The 15,541-nt window shown below is 69.6% G+C and carries 13 protein-coding genes and 1 pseudogene; 7 read left to right on the top strand and 7 right to left on the bottom strand.

From position 1 onward, the window contains the following. Nucleotides 1–83: 83 nt before the first annotated feature. Nucleotides 84–815, bottom strand: coding sequence for a MerR family transcriptional regulator (locus ACIQ7Q_RS11480; protein WP_403859023.1), 732 nt, complete (start codon nucleotides 813–815; stop codon nucleotides 84–86). Nucleotides 816–878: 63 nt separating this feature from the next. Here ACIQ7Q_RS11480 and ACIQ7Q_RS11485 point away from each other — a divergent pair, with 63 nt between their 5' ends. Beyond that, nucleotides 879–1,355 carry a DUF6194 family protein gene (locus ACIQ7Q_RS11485; RefSeq protein ID WP_403859025.1) on the top strand — a complete coding sequence of 159 codons (477 nt, stop codon included), beginning with the start codon at nucleotides 879–881 and terminating at the stop codon, nucleotides 1,353–1,355. A gap of 220 nt (nucleotides 1,356–1,575) precedes the next feature. Here ACIQ7Q_RS11485 and ACIQ7Q_RS11490 read toward each other — a convergent pair. After that, nucleotides 1,576–2,042 (bottom strand): annotated as a pseudogene (locus tag ACIQ7Q_RS11490) (Tn3 family transposase); the annotation flags it as partial. Between the two features lie 88 nt (nucleotides 2,043–2,130). Then, a complete protein-coding gene (locus ACIQ7Q_RS11495; protein WP_403859027.1) occupies nucleotides 2,131–3,756 on the bottom strand; it encodes an acyl-CoA synthetase in 1,626 nt (541 codons plus the stop codon). 272 nt (nucleotides 3,757–4,028) lie between these two features. On the opposite strand from ACIQ7Q_RS11495, the gene ACIQ7Q_RS11500 reads away from it, so the two are divergent. The 5 genes from ACIQ7Q_RS11500 to ACIQ7Q_RS11520 all read left to right on the top strand — a co-directional run bounded on the left by ACIQ7Q_RS11500 (nucleotide 4,029) and on the right by ACIQ7Q_RS11520 (nucleotide 8,421). Then, nucleotides 4,029–4,847, top strand: a complete 819-nt coding sequence (locus tag ACIQ7Q_RS11500) for a crotonase/enoyl-CoA hydratase family protein (protein WP_403859029.1) — start codon at nucleotides 4,029–4,031, stop codon at nucleotides 4,845–4,847. 13 nt (nucleotides 4,848–4,860) lie between these two features. Continuing rightward, on the top strand, nucleotides 4,861–5,805 hold the full coding sequence (locus ACIQ7Q_RS11505) for a Zn-ribbon domain-containing OB-fold protein (protein WP_403859031.1): 945 nt from the start codon (nucleotides 4,861–4,863) through the stop codon (nucleotides 5,803–5,805). Continuing rightward, nucleotides 5,805–6,911, top strand: coding sequence for a thiolase domain-containing protein (locus ACIQ7Q_RS11510; RefSeq protein ID WP_403859033.1), 1,107 nt, complete (start codon nucleotides 5,805–5,807; stop codon nucleotides 6,909–6,911). The genes ACIQ7Q_RS11505 and ACIQ7Q_RS11510 overlap by 1 nt, the downstream gene beginning before the upstream one ends. A gap of 7 nt (nucleotides 6,912–6,918) precedes the next feature. After that, nucleotides 6,919–8,085, top strand: coding sequence for a thiolase domain-containing protein (locus tag ACIQ7Q_RS11515; RefSeq protein WP_403859187.1), 1,167 nt, complete (start codon nucleotides 6,919–6,921; stop codon nucleotides 8,083–8,085). A gap of 120 nt (nucleotides 8,086–8,205) precedes the next feature. Beyond that, a complete protein-coding gene (locus ACIQ7Q_RS11520; RefSeq protein WP_403859189.1) occupies nucleotides 8,206–8,421 on the top strand; it encodes a DUF397 domain-containing protein in 216 nt (71 codons plus the stop codon). Between the two features lie 55 nt (nucleotides 8,422–8,476). Here the strand turns inward: ACIQ7Q_RS11520 and ACIQ7Q_RS11525 are convergent, their stop codons facing one another. Continuing rightward, nucleotides 8,477–8,848, bottom strand: a complete 372-nt coding sequence (locus tag ACIQ7Q_RS11525) for a hypothetical protein (protein ID WP_403859035.1) — start codon at nucleotides 8,846–8,848, stop codon at nucleotides 8,477–8,479. Nucleotides 8,849–9,013: 165 nt separating this feature from the next. Between ACIQ7Q_RS11525 and ACIQ7Q_RS11530 the strand changes: the two genes are divergently transcribed. Then, the gene (locus ACIQ7Q_RS11530) at nucleotides 9,014–9,514 is read left to right on the top strand and encodes a hypothetical protein (protein WP_403859037.1); all 501 of its coding nucleotides are present in this window, start codon (nucleotides 9,014–9,016) and stop codon (nucleotides 9,512–9,514) included. 207 nt (nucleotides 9,515–9,721) lie between these two features. On the opposite strand, the gene ACIQ7Q_RS11535 is transcribed toward ACIQ7Q_RS11530, so the two are convergent. The 3 genes from ACIQ7Q_RS11535 to ACIQ7Q_RS11545 form a co-directional block, all read right to left on the bottom strand. Continuing rightward, nucleotides 9,722–11,932, bottom strand: a complete 2,211-nt coding sequence (locus tag ACIQ7Q_RS11535) for a germacradienol/geosmin synthase (RefSeq protein ID WP_403859039.1) — start codon at nucleotides 11,930–11,932, stop codon at nucleotides 9,722–9,724. A 186-nt stretch (nucleotides 11,933–12,118) separates the two neighbouring features. Beyond that, on the bottom strand, nucleotides 12,119–14,089 hold the full coding sequence (locus ACIQ7Q_RS11540) for an N-acetylmuramoyl-L-alanine amidase (protein ID WP_403859041.1): 1,971 nt from the start codon (nucleotides 14,087–14,089) through the stop codon (nucleotides 12,119–12,121). 195 nt (nucleotides 14,090–14,284) lie between these two features. Continuing rightward, nucleotides 14,285–15,256, bottom strand: coding sequence for a PP2C family protein-serine/threonine phosphatase (locus ACIQ7Q_RS11545; protein ID WP_403859043.1), 972 nt, complete (start codon nucleotides 15,254–15,256; stop codon nucleotides 14,285–14,287). Nucleotides 15,257–15,541: the final 285 nt, after the last annotated feature.

Consider the following 15,541-nt stretch of genomic DNA (forward strand, 5'->3'; position numbering starts at 1 on the left):
TCAAACGATGGCGGGAAGCGGCGGGCGGAAGGACAGCGGGATGCTGACCGTCCAGCATCGGGGGCGGGGGCGGTCGTTGTACTTCAAGATCGGGTGGTTTGCCTGTGAATGGAGAGCACAGCACTGAGTGCGGTGGCACCGTCGAGGAGGGCTTTGGATCGAGCAGTGATGTTGACGTCCCTGGCAGCCAGAGCCGAAACGACATCCTCCGATCGGCGGGTGCGCCGCAACTCCGGCATGAGGGCCCGAAGGGGCGTGATGCGGTATCCGGCCTTGCGCAGTTGGTGAACGATCCGCGCATCCCGCACCTGAGTCGGTGTGTATCGTCGCGTTCCGCGCACGGCGTCGCGGTCCGGGATGACGAGAGCCTCCGCATGCCAGTGCCGCAACGTCGAAGGGCGCACACCGAGGGCGGCGGCGAGTTCGGAGACGCTCATCGAGTCCGACGCACGCACGTCCTCGATCGGCTCGCGGGAGATCGCGTGGGCGGCCTCCTGGGCCTGCCTCAGTTTCGCGCGCTCTGCGTCGAGCCGAGCGTGCGCCGCATCGAGAAGGGCAAGCGCCTGCGAGGTGGGGAACTGGTGGAAGGCCCGAACGATCCTCTTGGCCTCAATCGGCCCCACGCCCGCGGCGAGGGCTCGGTAGGCCAGTGCGGACTGCAGATGTACCTCCCCGTAGAGCCGGTAGCCCGTGGCCGTGCGCGTCGCGGGCGGAAGCACACCGTCACGCTCAAGATTGCGAACTTGCTGAACGGAGTACCCGACGCGCCGCGCGACATCAGCGGTACGCATATCCCCTGATTTGAGACCTGGCATCCCGACATCCCTCTATCTCCGCCTCAAAGTCTCCACAAGCACTTCAATGCAACGCTAGAGCACATGACCATCGACGAGATCATCAGCTTCGTGGGCGGCCTCGACGGCGTCCTGACCACGAGGCCCGCGCCCGGCGACGGCACGCCGGAAATCAGCTGGGGCGACACGTTCTTCTACTACGCACCTGACGGCGCCACTCCGGCAACGGCCCAACCGTTCGCGACTGTCGTAACCAAGAACTACCCTGGCGACGAGGCATCGCGTCTGGACCGGCCGGACACCTTCCGTGTGAATATCGCCGCCGGGAAGGAAGCGTTCATCCAGTGGACCGGTCACGCACCACGTGAACCAGCTTCCGTCGAGGTCGACCCCAGCGCCACCGACACCGTGATCGCGCACCCCGTCTACGGCACCGCCAGCTGGCTGGCAGTGGTGAACCCGGGCGAGCGCACTGAAGCGTCAACACGTGAGCTGCTGCGTGCGGCCCATCACCTCGCACGCTCACGCCATGAGCGACGCGCTGAATCAACAACGCGATGAAGGATCTACGGTCCGCGGCGGGAGCGGGCCGAGAAGGCGAAGACGGAGCCGACCACCCCCGCGCAGGCTGAAGTACCCGGCCACACTCGTGGAGAAGGTCAGCAAGCAGCGGTTCGACGCCGAGTTCGCCAAAGCGGTCATGGGCGCCGGCATCGAGCCGCGTGCTCCCCGGGAGCGGATTGCGACCGACGCGAAGCGGTTGAGCGAGGCGGCGGCGCGCAAGCTTGTTACGCGCGACCGTCTCCAGCGGCCCGTACCCGCCGGCCGCTTCGGCGCCGGGCATCTGGGCCTTCCAGAACCGCTGATCTTCGAGGTCCATGAAGCGCGGGGAGAAGCGGTAGCCGAACATCTTGAAGATGCCGAAGACCATGTCGGAGTAGGAGGCGTTGTCGGTGGCGACCATCTCCGGCTTCACGCCGCCCAGGTTGAGCAGGGCGTCCAGGATGAACGGGGAGTCGCGCGGGGTGCCGGGCACCGCCATCTGCCGATGCCGATGACCTGGTCGTTGATGGCGTTCGGCCAGGTGATGCCGGTTTTCTTCGCGAAGTACTTGGGGCTCGGGGCGGCGTTGATGGTGCGGATGGGGAGGACAAAGCGCGGGCCGTCGACGGAGGCGAGCAGGCACTGCCCCGTGTGGACGATGGGCACCTGGGCCTGGGCCTCGATCAGGGCGGCGTTCCCCGCGGCGGTGATGTCGCTACGCAGGTAACGCCTTTGGAGCGGAGCTCCGGATCCGCGCCGCCGCGTGTCGCGGCCGACCGGGCCCCGCCGCCGCTCAGGCCGGATCCCGGCGCTCCGCCGCCACCGTTCGCGCCCAGCGGTAGTCCGCCTTGCCGCTCGGGGAACGCTGGATCTCGTCGGTGATCACCAGTCGGCGGGGGATCTTGTAGCCGGCGAGGCGCGTGCGGCAGTGGGACTGGATGCCTTCCAGGGTTGGCGCCTCGGCGCCTCCGCGGAGCTGGACCACGGCCGCCACCTGGTAGCCCCACCTGCCGTCCGGCACGCCCGCCACCAGTGCGTCGTACACGTCGGGGTGGGACTTGAGCGCCTGCTCGACCTCCTCCGGATACACCTTCTCCCCACCGGTGTTGATGCACTGCGAGCCGCGACCGAGCACCGTGACGATGCCGTCCTCGTCCACTGTTGCCATGTCGCCGAGCAGCACCCACCGTTCGCCGTCGCGCCGGAAGAAGGTCTCCGCCGACTTGGCCGGGTCGTTGTAGTAGCCGAGCGGGACGTGGCCGCGCTGGGCGACGCGGCCCGGCTCGCCCGGCTTCACCGGCTCGTGCGTTGCCGGGTCAACCACGGTCGTACGGGCGTTCACGCGCAGCCGGAAGCCGCGGTCGGGGCCGGAGTCGTCGGTCGCGGTGCCGTTGAAGCCGGACTCGGAGGATCCGAAGTTGTTCAGCAGCAGCACGTTGGGCGCCAGGGCGGCGAACTGGGCGCGGACGGTTTCCGACATGATCGCCCCCGAGCTGGAGACGCTGAACAGCTTGGACAGGTCGCAGCCCTTCAACGGGCCGTTCAGCGCGTCTATCAGGGGGCGCAGCATCGCGTCGCCGACCAGCGAGACGCTGGTGACCTTCTCCCGTTCGATGGTGCGCAGCACCTCGAGCGGCACGAACTTGCGGTGAACGACGACCCGCTGGCCGAAATTGAATCCGATGAAGGCCGTGAGCGTCGACGTGCCGTGCATGAGCGGGGGAGTGGGGAAGAAGGTGATCCCGTCGCCGCCCGCGGCCACCCGCTCGGCCAGCTCCTGAGGTGAGGTCACCGGCTCGCCGGTCGGCGCGCCGCCGCCGAGCCCGGCGAAGAACAGGTCTTCCTGGCGCCACATCACGCCCTTGGGCATGCCCGTGGTGCCGCCGGTGTAGATGATGAACAGGTCGTCGCCCGATCGCGGGGCGAAGCCGCGGCGCGGTGAGCCGGCGGCCTCGGCCCGGGTGAAGTCCACGGCGTCGAGGTGCGGTGCTCCCTCGGGCAGTGTGCCGACCCGCAGCAGATACCGCAGTTTCTCGGTGCGTGGAAGTGCCGCGGCGACGCGCTCCGTGAACTCCGCGTCGAAGACGAGCGCGGCCATGTCGGCGTCACGGTACAGGTGGACCAGTTCCTGCTCCACGTACCGGTAGTTGACGTTCACCGGGACGATGCGGGCCTTCAGGCAGGCCAGCACGGTCTGTAGGTATTCCACGCCGTTGTAGAGATGAAGGCCCAGGTGCTCGCCGGCCCGGATGCCGGCGTCGAGCAGATGGTGGGCGATCCGGTTGGCCGCGGCGTCGAGTTCCGCGTAGGTGAGCCGTCGTTCCTCGCCCGTGCCCGGATGGTCGAGGTAGACGAGTGCCTCGCGGTCGGGTACGACATCGACCACCGATTCGAACAGGTCGGCAAGGTTGTACTCCACCGCTCCTCCTGACCCCGGTGAGAACCCGGCTTGCGCCCGGCGGCCGTCCGACGAACCTTCCGGTGAAGCCCGCCGGATCCCTGCGGATCCCGACGCGCTTCGGCCCGGCCCTCGTCGGCATGGCCCTCGTCGGCATGGCGGTCATTAGAGCGCCGGTCGGCACAACTGGGAAGAGCCCGTGACAGGAAATCTGACTGCCTGTCAGAAAACTATTGAACTGGCCGCCCGGCTACTGCAACCTGTTCCAGATCTGGGGACGGGAGGTTCCGCACATGGAACGACGCAACGGCCACACGGGCACCGAACACCTCACCGTGACACGCGAGGGAGCCACGCTGGTGCTCACCCTGAACAGACCGGAGGCGAAGAACGCCCTTTCGATCGCGATGCTCGTCGGTCTGTACGACGCCTGGCTCGAGGCCGACGCGGACAACACCGTCCGGTCCGTCGTGCTCACCGGAGCCGGCGGCTCCTTCTGCGCCGGCATGGACCTCAAGGCACTCGCGGGCAGGGGAATGGACGGCGAGCAGTACCGCGAGAGGATGAAGGCCGACCCCGACCTGCACTGGAAGGCGATGCTGCGCCATCACCGGCCGCGAAAACCGGTGATCGCCGCCGTCGAGGGGCACTGCGTCGCCGGGGGAACCGAGATCCTGCAGGGCACCGACATCCGGGTCGCGGGCGAGAGTGCCACCTTCGGACTCTTCGAGGTCCGGCACGGACTCTTCCCGATCGGAGGCTCGACCGTACGGCTGCCGCGCCAGATCCCGCGCACCCACGCACTGGAGATGCTGCTCACCGGCCGCCCCTACAGCGCGACGGAGGCCGAACGCATCGGCCTCGTCGGCAGTGTCGTCCCCGCCGGCACCGCCCTCGAAGCAGCGCTCGGCATCGCGGAACGGATCAACGCCTGTGGTCCGCTCGCTGTCGAAGCGGTCAAGGCGTCGGTGTACGAGACGGCCGAGATGACCGAGACCGAAGGACTCGCCGCCGAACTGAAGCGTGGCTGGCCCGTATTCGACACCGCCGACGCCAAGGAAGGCGCCCGTGCCTTCGCGGAGAAGCGCGACCCCGTCTACCGACGCGCCTGACAAGGAGAGCCCCATGCCCGAAGTGCTCCGTGCTCCGCTGGTCGTCGAGTTCCCCTTCACCCGTTCCCTCGGGCCCGTGCAGAGCGCCTTCCTGACCGGCCTGCGCGAGAGGACCGTGCTGGGCGTGCGTACCGGCGACGGCAAGATCCTCGTACCGCCCGTGGAGTACGACCCCGTCACGGCCGACGAGATCCGCGATCTCGTCGAGGTCGGCGTCACCGGCACGGTCACCACGTGGGCGTGGAACCAGCACCCGCGTCGCCATCAGCCGCTCGCCACACCCTTCGCCTGGGCGCTGGTACGGCTCGACGGAGCCGACAGCTCCCTGCTCCACGTTCTCGACACCCCCGGACCCGACGCCGTGCGCACCGGGATGCGGGTGCGTATCCGCTGGGCGGCAGAGCGAACCGGCGCGATCACCGACATCGCCTGCTTCGAACCGTACGAGAGCGAGCCCGCCGGCCCGGGCACCGCACACACGGGCGACTTCCCGCAGCCGGTGACCGGCATCGTGGCCCCTGCCCGGCTCGACTACACCTACTCGCCCGGCCGCGCCCAGAGCACCCACCTCGCGGCACTCGCGCAGCGCAGGACGGTCGGCGAGCGATGCCCCTCCTGCCGCAAGGTCTACGTCCCGCCCCGCGGCGCCTGCCCCACCTGTGGCGTGGCCACCGACGAGCGGGTCGAGGTCGGCCCGCGCGGCACAGTCACCACGTACTGCATCGTCAACATCAAGGCGCGGGGCCTGGACATCGAGGTGCCGTATGTCTACGCCCACATCGCGCTCGACGGCGCCGACCTCGCCCTCCACGGACGTATCGGCGGCATCCCGTACGACCAGGTGCGCATGGGGCTGCGCGTCGAACCGGTGTGGACCGAAGGGGCCCGCCATCCCGACCACTACCGGCCCACCGGCGAGCCCGACGCCGACTACGACACCTACAAGGAGCTGCTGTGATGCGAGACGTGGCGATCGTCGCCTTCGCGCAGACCGACCACCGGCGCCGCAGCGACGAGCTCTCCGAGGTCGAGATGGTGATGCCGGTCCTGCACCAGGTCCTCGCCCGCACCGGACTGCAGACCGGAGACATCGGCTTCACCTGCTCGGGATCCAGCGACTATCTCGCCGGCCGGGCCTTCTCCTTCACCATGACACTCGACGGCGTCGGGGCATGGCCGCCGATCTCCGAGTCCCATGTGGAGATGGACGGTGCGTGGGCGCTGTACGAGGCATGGGTGACGCTGCTGACCGGCGAGGCCGACACCGCGCTCGTATACGCCTACGGAAAGGCGTCGCCCGGTGAAGTAAGAGACGTACTGACCCGCCAGCTCGACCCGTACTACACGGCCCCGCTCTGGCCGGACTCCGTCGCCCTCGCGGCCCTCCAGGCCCAGGCGCTCATCGACGCGGGCGAGGCCGACGAACCCGCCTTCGCCGGCGTCGCCGCCAGAAGCCGCCGCGACGCAGCGTCCAACCCGCATGCTCAACTGAAGGGAGAGACACCGCGCGGCGACCACCTCGTCCGGCCGCTGAGAGTCTCCGACTGCCCGCCCGTGAGCGACGGTGCGGCCGCGGTGATCCTCGCCGCCGGGGAACGGGCCCGTGAACTGTGCGAACGACCTGCATGGATCCGCGGCATGGACCACCGGATCGAGGCCCACGGCCTCGGCGTGCGGGACCTGACCCGCTCGCCCTCCACCCTGCTCGCGGCCGAACACGCGGGCGCATTCGACCGGCCCGTCGACACAGCGGAGCTCCACGCTCCCTTCAGCTCCCAGGAGCTCGTCCTGCGCCGGACTCTCGACCTCGACGACAGCGTGAGGGTCAACCCGTCCGGCGGGGCGCTCGCCGCCAATCCGATGATGGCTGCGGGACTCGTCCGGATCGGCGAGGCCGCCGCGCGCATCCATCGTGGCAAGTCCGACCGCGCGCTCGCGCACGCGACCTCCGGGCCCTGTCTGCAGCAGAACCTGGTCGCTGTTCTCGAGGGCGAAGGCGAGGGCCCAGGCGGACGACGAGTCCGAGGCCCGCACCGAGGCGAAGGAGAAGCGCATGTCCGATAAGAGGCGCGTGTCCAAGCAGCCCGTGGCCGTCGTCGGCATCGGGCAGACCAAGCACGTCGCCGCCCGCCGCGACGTCTCGATCGCCGGACTGGTCCGCGAGGCAGCCCTGCGAGCCCTCGACGAAGCCGGGCTGACCTGGTCCGACATCGACGCCGTCGTCATCGGCAAGGCCCCCGACTTCTTCGAGGGCGTGATGATGCCGGAGCTGTACCTCGCCGACGCGCTCGGCGCGGTGGGCAAGCCGATGATGCGCGTCCACACCGCGGGCTCGGTGGGCGGATCCACCGCCCTCGTCGCCGCCAACCTCGTGGCCGCCCGCCGCCACTCGACGGTGCTCACGCTGGCCTTCGAGAAGCAGTCCGAGTCCAATGCCATGTGGGGTCTGTCGCTGCCGATCCCGTTCCAGCAGCCGCTGCTCGCCGGCGCGGGAGGCTTTTTCGCCCCGCACGTCCGCGCCTACATGCGGCGCACCGGCGCGCCCGACAGCGTCGGCTCCCTCGTCGCCTACAAGGACCGCCGCAACGCTTTGAAGAACCCCTACGCGCACCTCCACGAGCACGACCTCACCCTCGAGAAGGTCCAGGCCTCGCCGATGCTCTGGGACCCGATCCGCTACTCGGAGACCTGCCCCTCCTCCGACGGCGCGTGTGCGATGGTCCTCACCGGCCCAGCCGGCGCGGCACGTTCACCGCACCCGCCCGCGTGGGTGCACGGCGGCGCTATGCGCAGCGAACCCACTATGTTCGCGGGCAAGGACTTCGTCTCTCCGCAGGCCGGCAAGGACTGCGCGGCGGACGTCTACCGGCAGGCGGGCATCACGGACCCGCGCCGCGAGATCGACGCCGTGGAGATGTACGTGCCGTTCTCCTGGTACGAGCCCATGTGGCTGGAGAACCTGGGCTTCGCCGCCGAGGGCGAGGGCTGGAAGCTCACCGAGTCCGGAGTCACCGAGCTCGGCGGCGAACTGCCCGTCAACCCGTCCGGCGGCGTGCTGTCGACCAACCCCATCGGGGCCTCCGGCATGATCCGTTTCGCGGAGGCCGCCCTCCAGGTCCGAGGGCAGGCGGGCGAACACCAGGTCGACGGAGCACGCCGGGCACTCGGTCACGCCTACGGCGGCGGGGCACAGTTCTTCTCCATGTGGCTGGTGGGTGCCGAGCCGCCGGCGACATGATTCGGGACACCCCGTCACGTGCGGCGCTCTGTCCGTGACGGGGTGTCGTCGCTAGGCTGACCCGGGAGACGACTCGGGAGGAGCAGGGACGTGGCCGAGAGCACCACCACTACCGCGCAGATGTTTTCGGGGTGGGAGAAGCCGGACTTGGACCTGAGCCGGGCGGACTGGCAGCCCGGTGCCCAGGGGGCGGGAGATGTGCAGATCGCGTTCGTCGAAGGGTTCATCGCGATGCGCAACGGCGGCAAACCGGAGGGCCCGTCACTGATCTTCACCCCGGCCGAGTGGCGTGCCTTCGTGGTCAACGCGCGCGAGGGGGAGTTCGACCTCACCTGACACCGGCCGCGCCCCCTCCCGTCGGCGCGGGAGGGGGAGACGCCGGCTGTCCGTCTCAGGCGGAGGTCTGCGACACGTCCCGGCCGAGCCCCGTCGTTCCGTTGATCTTCTCGATGGCCTGCCGGGCGTGCTCGCCGGGCGTACGGGCGGTGAGCGAGGAGACGGACGACGCAGCCGGCGGCAGCTGCTGGCTCCCGGCTGGAGCGGTCGGCGGCGCGGTCGCCGGTTTGGAGTGGCCGGCGGACCGGGTTCGGAGCCGGTGTCCCGCGGCCTCGTCGAGACTCACGGGCCGCTGCATCTGTGCGGCCAGCCGGCCCGCCTCCTGCCCGAGACGGGCGACGTCCTCCCAGTGGAGACGGACCACCAGACGGAGTTCCGCCTCGCCGTCGGGCAGAGCCTGCAGGGGAGGAGTGATGGGGTCGTTCATGGACTGATCCTCACGTCGGTACGGAATCTCGCGGACGCTGCTCCTCACAGACGTCAATGCCATGGGCACCCGTCTTCACAGGGATACGGCGACCGGAGCCGGTGCGTTCAAAAGGGCTAAGGCCCTGGCTCCGACGAGGTGGGCCGTACCCGTACCATTGCGGTTATGTCCTTCCTCCGCCGCCGCAGCGCCGCCACACCCGCGGGCCCGGACTTCGATGTCCTGGCCATGGACCCGGGCGACTGGCCCGGCAATCTCGGCGCCGGCCTGCTGCCTGCCCCGGACGGCAGCTGCCAGGGAGTCTTCCTCCGCTACGACCTGTTCGGCGGCCGCGGCCCCGCGATGATCATCGGAAATCTGCCGGAGGGCTCGCCCGCCCGCGAGGTGGAGGAGGGGGAGATTCCCTTCGAGGTGGGTCAGCTGCTCGTCGCCTTGGAGAACGAGGAGCCGGTCCATGTGGTCGGCGCCGAGGACACGCCGGTCATGCAGGGAGACAATCTGCTGATCGTGCGCCGGCTGAAGCTTTCGGAAAGCCGTATCTCCTGCGTGCAGTTCGACCGCAGCGACAATGTGCTCGTCACGATTGCCAGCTGGGACCGACCGATCACCGACGACCTCTACGCGCTGCTGAAGCCCCTGCCCGCGGAGCTGTTCCAGCAGGGCTGAGGGGCCCCGCCACCGACCGACTGCCCGGGATCGCTCCCGGGCAGCGCTCGACATCACCCTGGGCTGGTGGCACGGCCCGCCGCGATCGTCCTCACGGCGGGCCGCGTCGTCCTCACCGGGCACCGGCCGACCGACCCTGGGCTCCACGAAGCGCTCCACGATCTTCCGTGGCGGCGAAGGGTGCTCAGGGGCAGTGCCGGGGCAGCGCTACACCCTGACGGCCGACCGCTGGGCCGGCAGCGACAGTGACAGCCTGGCCGCCGACGTGCCGAGCCCCGTAGGGGCACCGAGCCGCCGCGGGGCAGCACCGCCCCGCAGATCCTCCTCTTTGTAACGACGCACCTTGCGATGCCAGTTGAGGATGCCCGCCAGCCAGTCCTCGAGCTCCCTCACATAGGTGTCGAGCGTCGCCCCGGCCTCGCCGTCGAGGTCGAACTCCGCGCACACCAGCGGCAGTTCATGCTCCTTCACATGCAGAAACTGTTGCAGCCTCGACCTCATCAGGTCGTCGGTCATCGCTGCGGCCGTCGGATAGTCGCAGTCGAAGAACGTCTGCACGACCAGTACCGCGTTGTGCACCTCGCCCTCGAACTCGATCTCCTTCTGGTATGAGAAGAGATCATTGAGCAGACACGCGTAGTCCATGGCCGCGTTCTCCAGGGCGCGCACCGAGCCGCTCGCGTACACCTCCGGCGGGAGTTCGCCCTCGTGGCGCAGCCGGCACAGGCTTATCGTGAGATCCGAGCCGAAGGTCAGCCGACGCATCTCCATGTAGTCGACCGGATCGGGAACCCGGTGCTGGGCCTGGTTGTGCAACTCCCACAGCCAGCTGTCGATCATGACGTCGATGGCGTTGCGCAACGACCGGCGGGCGTACGCCGACATCGGCCCCGCCGTGCGCGCCCACAGGTCGGCGAGGCTGCGCTCCAGGGGCGCGACGGCGACGGCCGCACCGGCCTCGGGGCCGTCCACCGGCATGCAGGCCTTGAGGCGCTCGTTGCAGAGCCTGGCTCCCGCCAGATCGCGCGGAGCTCCGAAGACGACCGGGTAGTAGTCGTCGCCGTACGTACCCCAGGTCAGCCACTCGGCGTTGAGTTCCAGCTCCTCCGGTGTGGCGTCGGGATCGAGCCCCGCCGCGCACAGCGCCAGGTCGAAGCCCGTCAACTTCGCTTCGTCCCAGATGTCGTTCAACAGACCCATGCGGCCCGCCCAGGCGATCGACTTCGTACGCGCGTCGTCCAGGTGCGGGCTCAGCGACAACGGGAACGGAAGGTTGAACTCCGGGAGCAGGGACGGTCCCACCGGACGCGGCCGGTGCGTCAGCGTGCGCAGCCGTGCGGCAGCCGGGCGGCCGAACAGGGTACGGATGTCGAGCGCCGACGTGCCCAGCACACCGGCAACGGACGACGACGCGTCGTCCGCCCGCGCGCCTTCGTTCATGTAGCGGCTGGAGCGCATGTGCCATTCGTGACCGCCGGACTGCCAGTCCTGAAGTCCCTTCGTGTAGGCGGCGACCGCCGCGCACTCCGCCGGCGTCAGTCCCTTCTCCAGGCACAGCGCGGGCACTTCCGTGAGCGCGGTGTTCTCGAACTGCTGGACTCGTGACGTCAGCAGGTCGTTGACCGCTTCGGCCGCCTCCTGCGTCGAACAGCCCAGGAACCGCTCGAGAACCAGCACGCCGTTGCTGTTCTCGCCCTCGTCCTCCACCTCGCGCTGGTACGAGAACAGGTCGTTGCGCAGATGAACGGCGTCCGAGAAGGAGTCGCGAAGCACCCGCAGCGGGCGGGACCCGGCGACCGACTCGGGCACCTCCGCCCGAGCCGCGTACTCCACCAGACCGGCGGACCAGGGGGCGCCGCCGACCTTCCGCCGCATCTCGATGTACTCGAGCGGGTTGGCGACCCGGCCCGCGTCGATGTTGACGAGCTCCCACATCGACTCGTTGAGCAGGTTCTCCGTGGCCTCCGTGAACCGGGCACGCCACGTCGGGGACATGCTCGGCACCGTCCGCGCCCACAGGTCGGCGAGCCCTGCCTCGACCGGGTTCGTCGGCTCGGGCGTTCCCTGCGAGAGGTCCATCGGCATGAACGCCGGCAGCCGGTCCAGATAAGCCTTGCCTCCCACCAGGTCCTGGCTGCGCTTGAAGACCTCCAGGAAGTGGTCGTCGAAGAAGAAGACCCACACGTACCAGTCGGTGACGAGACCAAGGGCATCCGCGTCGCAGTCCGGGTGGGTGTACGCGCACAACAAGGCATAGTCGTGCGCCTCGAGATCGCTCTCCTCCCAGATGCCGGACCCCTCCAGCATCCCCATCCGGCGAGCCCATTCTCTGGTGTGCCGCCGTGCCTCTTCGACGTGCGGGTTGAGGCGTGCCGGATAGGCAACGTAGAAGTCCGGCAGTACGAAGGGCTGTGCCATGTGCGCCAAGGCCTTTCGGTGAGCAGCCGCGCACGCGGGCGCGGAGGATCATGACGGCCCAGCCCTACCCCTCGCCCGTACGGCCCACTCATTCCGCCAATTAGTCGCATAAGCGGATGGAAGAGGCGGGGTGCCACCGGACCCCACGACCGGTGGCACCCCGCAGCCTGATCCACACGAGAGTCCCTACTTCAGCACCCGCACATCGGACGCCTTCACGAACGCCACCCGGTGCCCGAACTGGATCTCGTAGTACATCTCCTCGCCCCGCACCACTTGGTGGCGCGAGGTGTCGAACGTCGTCGCGTAGAGGTACTCACCCGGTACGTGGTCACCGACCACGTACTTCTGTCCCGCGAGCAGCTTGTACGGCAGCGGCGAGACCGCCTGCACAGGTACGCCCGCAGGGTACGCAGAGGCCTCCGGGTACGCCCTGCCGTAGACCGGCACTTCCGCGAGACCCTCCCGCGGCGTCAGCACCGGCTCCCGCGCGCTCACCGCGGTGGGCTGCGTACGGGGGTTGTGGAACCATGCCTTCTGGCCCAGGTACCAGATCGCCGTCCACTCGCCCCGGCGCTCGGCCACGGCGTACTGCTGACCCGTCGACGCACGCGCCCCCGTGTCGTTCACTCCCGTCGTCGAGTCCTCGCCCCCCGGCCGCAGACCCATGTCCTTGACGAGCGGAGCGTCCTCGCTCGGCGCCGTGTGCAACCGCACCGCACCGGAACCGTGCGGCGCACACGCCTCCCCTGCCTTCACGCAGCCCGTGTAGAGCGGCTGGTGCTCGGAGTAGTCGGGACGGATGGTGACCGCAGCGCACTGCGGGTCGGCATGCGGGGTGAACGGCTTGCCGAGGAGCCGGAAGTAGTGCGCCCAGTCCCAGTACGGACCCGGGTCCGTGTGCATCCCGCGGATCGTGGCCGTCGTCGTACCCGGCACGTTGTCGTGGCCCAGCACATGCTGACGGTCCAGCGGAATGTCGAACCGCTTGGCCAGGTACTTCACCAGCCGCGCCGACGTGCGGTACATCGCCTCCGTGTACCAGGCATCCGGTGACACCAGGAAGCCCTCGTGCTCCAGACCCACCGACTTGGCGTTCACGAACCAGTTGCCCGCGTGCCAGGCGACGTCGTCGAGCGGCACATGCTGGGCGATGTGACCGTCCGACGAGCGCAGCGAGTACTGCCAGGACACATACGTCGGGTCCTGTACCAGCTGCAACGTGGTGTCCCAGGACGCCTCCGTGTCATGGACGACGATGTAGTCCACCGACGGGGACGCCGGGCGGTCGGCCTTGTCGTGGTTGCCGTAGTCACCCTCGCCGAACTCCTTGTACGGCGCAGGGATCCACTCGCACGCCACCGTCAGCGGGCACTCGGTCCTGCCCGCGTCCGCAGTGCGCAGCCCCAGCCGGCGGACCTGCGACCGCTCCGGAGAAAGTGTCGGGTCCGCGGCGAGCTCCACGCGCTGACCGCTGTCCGTCGTGCGGGACTGGCCGGTGCGGATGACGTCGAACACATCGTCGGCGTACGTCGTCGCCGTCGCCACGTCGTCCGCGCCGGAGAACTTGGCGACCGCGCCGTACCAGTCCGCCGGGTCCTCGCTCGCCGGCCCGCCCAGCTCCCGCTGCGCCGCGGCGAGCAGGGCCGCACCGCCCCGTACGTTGGCCGCGGCGTTGTCACGCAGCTGCTCCGAGCCGATACCGGACACCTTCGCCGCCTGCTCCAGCGTCCGCAGCCGCGGCGGCAGTGCACGGGGCTCGGGCAGCGGTGCCCCGGTCACCGTACGTGCGGGGCGCGTGTCGTCGCCGCGGGCGTCCTCCGTCCCGTGCGCATGGTGGGGCGCCTCCGCCAGCGCGGTCCGCGCGTCCGTCAGATGCATCGGACCGTAACCACCGGTGACGCTTGCCGCGCCACCGTGCGCGTCCCAGCGGGACTGCAGATAGGAGACACCGAGCAGCACACTCTGAGGCACGCGGTACTCGGCGGCCGCCGCGGCGAAATCCCGCTGCAGCGTATCGGCCGACGCCCGTTCCGCGGTGGCGGACGGCCCGGCCGAGACCAGCGGAAGCAACAGGGCGGCGCACGCCACCGCGCCCCCGGCCGTCCATGCGCGACGGCGGGCGCTTCTCGAACGTGCGGGAGTGAATCCTTGCAATGCAGCCTCCAGTGACGGGTGATGCGCGACGGGACCTGCGGGCCGGGACACGACCCATGGGTATCGGCTTCCGGACGATCCGTCAATCATGCTTCGGGCGCGGAAGTTTGCACGTCAACGTGCATATGGAGGCGTTTCGCGGCAGCGGCGCCCGGGCCTGCGGCGCGTCAGTGGCGTGGACCAATCTCCGAACTTTCAGTCGACTTGGACCGCCAGCAGACACGCGTCGTCGTCATGGGCCGCGCGGACGTACTCCTCCGCCAGCCGGTCCACCACCTGCTGCGGCGAACAGCGCCGGCAGGCAGTCAGCGACCGCGTCAGCGCGTTGATCCCGTCGGTGATGTCCCTGTCCCGCCGCTCCACCACCCCGTCCGTGTACAGCAGCAGCACATCACCCGACTCCAGCGGGAAGTCCGCAGCCTCGTACGTATGGCCGGCGAGGGCCCCCAGCAACGGCCCGCGATGCCCCGCCGGCAGTGCGAACGCCTCGCCGCCGCGCAGCAGGAGCGGTGCCGGATGGCCCGCGCACGCCCAGCGCAGGATCCGGTCGGTGGCGAGGTGACCGACCACCATGGTGGCCGTGGAGGACGCCGGTTCGCCGGAGAGCAGATCGTTCAGCCAGGTCGCGACTTCACCCGGCCCTGCCCCCGTCTGGGCGAGTCCCGCCATCGCGTGACGCTGCTGCGCCATCCGGGCCACCGCGTCCAGGCCGTGACCGCTGGCGTCCCCGATGGCGATCAGCGCCTGCCCGCTGGGTAGCGGGCGGCACTTGTACCAGTCACCACCGACGGCGGCGTCCGGCTCGGCCGGCAGATACGCGGCCGCGGCCGTGAGACCCAGCTCGGCCAAGCCCTCGGTGTATGTCGGCAGCAGCGCCTCACGCAGCACGGCGGCGACATGGTGCTCCGCCGCGGCCTGCTGACGCAGCTGTTCCGTCTCCGCCTGCTTCTCCACCAGTCGTCGACGACTGCGCATCTGCGGTGTCAGATCGCGGGCCACGATCTGCAGCGCCCAAGGCCGTCCGTCGGTTCCGGCCACCGGCCTGCCCAGCAGGTCCAGAGTCCGCACCTCACCGAGCACCATGAACCGGATCCGGGTCCAGGCAGGCTCCTCCCCGGCCAGGACCGACGCGATGAACTCGCCGAAGGGCCCCGCGTCTTCGGGCACCAGGGCGTCGCACAGGTCGATCAGTGTTCACGGCAGCGCGGGGTCCGCACGGAAGATCCGCTGAAGCCCCTCCGACCAGGAGACCTGACCCGACAACAGATCCCATCGCCCCCAGCCCAACGACGCCAGATGCTGCGCGTCGATCGTCAGCAACTCCGCCTGACTGCGCACCGGGCTGCCAGGTGGTCAGGATCTGATCGCCGCACGACGCCGCGTAGTGCACGAGCTGCACCCGCTTCAGCCGGCCGTGCCGCTCCTCCGTGTAGTCCACGACCAGGCCGTTCA

This window comes from Streptomyces sp. NPDC096176, assembly GCF_044763255.1.
Lineage (GTDB): Bacteria > Actinomycetota > Actinomycetes > Streptomycetales > Streptomycetaceae > Streptomyces.

What these genes read in the sequence shown, in the direction of transcription:
- ACIQ7Q_RS11485 (WP_403859025.1), top strand. Translation starts at nt 879, where the DNA reads ATGACCATCGACGAGATCATCAGCTTCGTGGGCGGCCTCGACGGCGTC.
- ACIQ7Q_RS11535 (WP_403859039.1), bottom strand. Translation starts at nt 11,932, where the DNA reads ATGGCACAGCCCTTCGTACTGCCGGACTTCTACGTTGCCTATCCGGCA.
- ACIQ7Q_RS11505 (WP_403859031.1), top strand. Translation starts at nt 4,861, where the DNA reads ATGCCCGAAGTGCTCCGTGCTCCGCTGGTCGTCGAGTTCCCCTTCACC.
- ACIQ7Q_RS11530 (WP_403859037.1), top strand. Translation starts at nt 9,014, where the DNA reads ATGTCCTTCCTCCGCCGCCGCAGCGCCGCCACACCCGCGGGCCCGGAC.
- ACIQ7Q_RS11500 (WP_403859029.1), top strand. Translation starts at nt 4,029, where the DNA reads ATGGAACGACGCAACGGCCACACGGGCACCGAACACCTCACCGTGACA.
- ACIQ7Q_RS11510 (WP_403859033.1), top strand. Translation starts at nt 5,805, where the DNA reads ATGCGAGACGTGGCGATCGTCGCCTTCGCGCAGACCGACCACCGGCGC.
- ACIQ7Q_RS11520 (WP_403859189.1), top strand. Translation starts at nt 8,206, where the DNA reads ATGTTTTCGGGGTGGGAGAAGCCGGACTTGGACCTGAGCCGGGCGGAC.
- ACIQ7Q_RS11480 (WP_403859023.1), bottom strand. Translation starts at nt 815, where the DNA reads ATGCCAGGTCTCAAATCAGGGGATATGCGTACCGCTGATGTCGCGCGG.
- ACIQ7Q_RS11525 (WP_403859035.1), bottom strand. Translation starts at nt 8,848, where the DNA reads ATGAACGACCCCATCACTCCTCCCCTGCAGGCTCTGCCCGACGGCGAG.